Annotated in this window: 3 protein-coding genes; all 3 read left to right on the plus strand. The window is 75.8% G+C overall.

Annotated elements, in window-relative coordinates; translation table 11 throughout:
* The first annotated feature begins 26 nt into the window (after window positions 1–26).
* The gene (gene hutI, locus VR44_RS12845; protein ID WP_045947591.1) at window positions 27–1,205 is read left to right on the plus strand and encodes an imidazolonepropionase; all 1,179 of its coding nucleotides are present in this window, start codon (window positions 27–29) and stop codon (window positions 1,203–1,205) included.
* Window positions 1,206–1,387: 182 nt separating this feature from the next.
* Window positions 1,388–2,068, plus strand: coding sequence for an LPXTG cell wall anchor domain-containing protein (locus tag VR44_RS12850; RefSeq protein ID WP_045947592.1), 681 nt, complete (start codon window positions 1,388–1,390; stop codon window positions 2,066–2,068).
* 15 nt (window positions 2,069–2,083) lie between these two features.
* On the plus strand, window positions 2,084–2,975 hold an 892-nt coding region (locus tag VR44_RS12855), incomplete at its 3' end, for a hypothetical protein (protein ID WP_045947593.1).

Below are 2,975 nucleotides of genomic sequence, written 5' to 3' on the forward strand. Positions count from 1 at the left end.
CGTTTTGAACCTCCCGAGAGGAACCCATGACCACCACCGCCATCACCAACATCGGCAGCCTCGTCACCAACGACCCCGCCCTCGGTGACGGATCACCCCTCGGCCTGATCGAGGACGCCGCCGTGGTCCTGGACGGGGACACCGTCGCCTGGGTCGGCCCCGCCGGCCGGGTCCCCGCCGCCGACACCGCGTTCGACGCGAAGGGCCGGGCCGTCATCCCCGGCTTCGTCGACTCCCACTCCCACCTCGTCTTCGCCGGCGACCGCACCGCCGAGTTCAACGCCCGCATGTCCGGCCGCGCCTACTCCGCCGGAGGCATCCGCACCACCGTCGCCGCCACCCGCGCCGCCACCGACGCCGAGCTGGAGGCCAACCTCGTCCGCCACCTCGACGAGGCCCTCCGCCAGGGCACCACCACCTTCGAGACCAAGTCCGGCTACGGCCTCACCGTCGCCGACGAGGCCCGCGCCCTGCGCATCGCCTCCGCCCACACCGACGAGGTCACCTACCTCGGCGCGCACATCGTCTCCCCCGACTACGCCGAGGACCCGGCCGGCTACGTCGACCTGGTCACCGGCGAGATGCTCGCGGCCTGCGCCCCGTACGCCCGCTGGGTGGACGTCTTCTGCGAGAAGGGCGCCTTCGACGGCGACCAGGCCCGCGCGATCCTCACCGCGGGCGCCGCCGCCGGGCTGATCCCCCGCGTCCACGCCAACCAGCTCACCTACGGCCCCGGCGTGCAGCTGGCCGTGGAGCTGGAGGCGGCCTCCGCCGACCACTGCACCCACCTCACCGACGCCGACGTGGACGCCCTCGCCCAGGCGTCCGCCACCACCGTCGCCACCCTCCTGCCCGGCGCCGAGTTCTCCACCCGCGCCCAGTGGCCCGACGCGCGCCGTCTGATCGACGCGGGGGCCACCGTCGCCCTGTCCACGGACTGCAACCCCGGCTCCTCGTACACCAGTTCCATGCCGTTCTGCATCGCGCTCGCCGTCCGGGACATGCGCATGACCCCCGACGAGGCCCTGTGGTCGGCCACCGCGGGCGGCGCCCGGGCGCTGCGCCGTACGGACATCGGCCGTCTAATCCCCGGCGCCCGCGCCGACCTGGCCCTCCTCGACGCCCCCAGCCACGTCCACCTCGCCTACCGGCCGGGCGTCCCCCTCGTGTCGGCCGTCTGGAACCGCGGGGTGCGCGCGGCCTGATCCACGGCCCCACGGCGCCACGGCCCGGCACGGCCCGGCGGGCGGCCCACCGGGCCGTTCACGCCGGGCCGTCCTTTGTCTTCCCTCCGTAAGGTCCCGGGCGTACCTTGAGCCACCAATCTGACATTGCGTCAGTAACGCGTGACCCGTGACCCGTTCCGTGGCCCGAGGGGAAGACGAAGGTGTCCGACCGGAAACGTTCCACCGCGCTCGCGCTGGCCTCCGCGCTGGCCGGATCCGCCGTACTGCTCGCCGCCCCCGCGGCCCACGCCGACGTGGTCGACGTCGAGTACAAGTGCCAGACCCCCATCGGGGACAAGTCGGCCGTGTCGCCGATCGACATCAAGGCCGTCAAGGAGGGCGACGGCTACAAGCTGACGATGTCCTTCCAGAAGGGCGTCTCCTCCAGCCCCATCGAGCTCGGCAAGGGCGCCATGAGCCCCAGCGCCGTCATCACGGCCGGCGGCGCCGAGCAGGCCTCGATACCGGTCACCGGGGCCCCGAACGCGGAGGCCGTGCCCGCCAACACCCCGATCAAGATCAGTGACCTGTCGGGCACCTACACCCCCAAGAAGAGCGGCAAGGTCACCTTCACCGCCGGGGTCCTGACCATCAAGGCCATGGGCACCACCACCACCTGCACCCCCGGCAACAGCCCCAAGCCCTCCCTGGAGCTGGACGTGACGGCGGCCGCGGGCGGGGGCGCCCCGGACGGCGCCCCCGAAGGCACCCTCCCGCAGACCGGCCCCGCCGACTCCGCCCTGGCGTTCGGCACCCTCGGCGCCACCGTGGCCCTCTCCGGCGCCGCCGGGCTGCTCTGGCTGACCCGGCGCGGCCGACGGGCCCAGCGCACCCCGTCCTGAACGGAGCACCCGCCCGTGCTCCACACCCCCAAGCCCCGCACCCTCCGGCGGCTCGCCGCGCTGCTCCTGCTGGCCGCCGCCACCCTCCACGGGACCCCGGCGGCGGCCGCCGGCGCCGACGACCCCGGCTGGACCGCCGAACCGGCCTCCGCGGACGGCGCCACGGCCCGCCGCCCCTCCTTCTACCTGGCGGGCCCCGCCGGCACCGTTCTGGAGGACCGCCTCGCCCTCTCCAACACCGGCGACCGGGAGCGGACCGTCACCCTGCGCGGCGGCGACGCCTACAACACGCCCGACGGCGCCTTCGCGGTCCGCCCGGCCGCCGCGTCCCCCGGGGCCGGCTCCTGGATCAGCTTCGGCGCCGCCGCCACCGTCACCCTCCCGCCGCACACCCGCGCGGTGGTCCCCTTCACCGTCACCGTCCCGCCCGCCTCCCCGCCCGGCGACCACCCCGCCGCCGTCGTCGCGGCCGAGGGCGGCCACGAGGCGGGCGTACGGGTCGACCTGCGCGTCAGCGGCCCGGCCCTGGCCGCCCTCACCGTCGAGGAGGTCTCCGTACGCGGCCACGGCGCGGCCACCGCCGTCGTGTACACCCTGGTCAACCGGGGCAACGTCGCACTCACCCCGGCGCTCGCCCTGCACGCCGAAGGCGGCCTCGGCGGGGGCTCCGGCCCCCGTACCGCCCGCGCCCTGCCGGTGGAGCTGCTGCCGGGCCGGCGCGTGACCCTGACCGAGCCCTGGCCCGGCGCGCCCGCCTTCGGCCGGGTCGCCCTGCGGCTGACCGCCACCGCCCCCGGCGCCGCCCCGGCCACCGCCACCACGACCGCCTGGTTCGTGCCCCGGGGGAGCGCTGCCTGGGCCGGAGCCGGCCTGGTGCTCCTGGGCACGGGCGCGCTGTTCCTCGTAC

Origin of the sequence: Streptomyces katrae (assembly GCF_000966975.1) — a bacterium.
Taxonomy (GTDB): Bacteria; Actinomycetota; Actinomycetes; order Streptomycetales; family Streptomycetaceae; genus Streptomyces; species Streptomyces katrae.

Excerpts from the sequence above, each read along its gene's own strand:
- hutI (WP_045947591.1), top strand. The coding sequence starts at position 27 with ATGACCACCACCGCCATCACCAACATCGGCAGCCTCGTCACCAACGAC.